Below are 843 nucleotides of genomic sequence, written 5' to 3' on the forward strand. Positions count from 1 at the left end.
GGGCACCAGCATCGCGGCGCGCTGGACCTGCGCCGGGGCCGGGCGGGCGAAGGGCGGGGCGACGCCCACGAAGCCCGGCGCCGGGGATTGCGGAGCACAGGCCGCCAGGCCGACAAGGGCGGCAAGGGCCAGCGCGGCCCCCCCACGGCGAAGCCGTGGCCACAGGCCACCGCGGCGGAGCCGCGACCACACGGGAAGGCGGCTGGGCGGCAGCCCGGTGTCGCGGGGAGGCGGCGAGGCGGATGACGGCAAGCGGCGACCCTCCTGGTCAGGCGGCCCCCCGCGAGGCGCCGCAGGGGCTTTCTCTCGTGGCGACGCCGATCGGCAACCTCGGCGACCTGTCGCCGCGGGCCCTGCAGGTGCTCGGCGCCGTGGACGCCGTGCTGTGCGAGGATACGCGGGTGACCGGCCAGATGCTGACCCGTTATGGCGTCTCCGCGCCGCTCCTGCCACTGCACGACCACAACGAATCCGAGATGGTGCCGCGCATCCTGGAGAGGCTGCGCGCCGGGCAACGCCTGGCGCTGGCTTCGGATGCCGGCACGCCGCTGGTCTCCGACCCGGGCTATCGGCTGGTGCGGGCGGTGATCGAGGCGGGCCTGCCGGTGACGGCGGTGCCCGGGCCGAACGCCGCGGTGGTGGCCCTGACCCTGTCGGGCCTGCCGCCGCATCCCTTCCTGTTCATGGGCTTCCTGCCGCCCAGGGCCGGGCCGCGCGGGGCCGCCATCGCGAAGCTGCGGGCCGCCGAGCGGGCCGGGCTGGCCGCCACCCTGGTCCTGCACGAGGCGCCGCACCGCCTGGCGGAGGCGCTGTCGGCCCTGGCCGAGGGGCTCGGCCCCGACC

Annotated in this window: 2 protein-coding genes; one reads left to right on the top strand and one right to left on the bottom strand. The window is 77.5% G+C overall.

Annotated elements, in window-relative coordinates; all coding sequences use genetic code 11:
- Window positions 1-252, bottom strand: a 252-nt coding sequence (locus tag OZN99_RS32635) for a hypothetical protein (protein WP_270939328.1), incomplete at its 3' end; no start/stop codon positions are given.
- Between OZN99_RS32635 and rsmI the strand changes: the two genes are divergently transcribed.
- A partial coding sequence (rsmI, locus tag OZN99_RS32640; protein WP_270939329.1) for a 16S rRNA (cytidine(1402)-2'-O)-methyltransferase occupies window positions 243-843 on the top strand: 601 nt, incomplete at its 3' end. The two genes, OZN99_RS32635 and rsmI, sit on opposite strands and share 10 nt — an antisense overlap.

Source organism: Falsiroseomonas oryzae (assembly GCF_027856955.1).
GTDB classification, from domain to species: Bacteria; Pseudomonadota; Alphaproteobacteria; order Acetobacterales; family Acetobacteraceae; genus Falsiroseomonas; species Falsiroseomonas oryzae.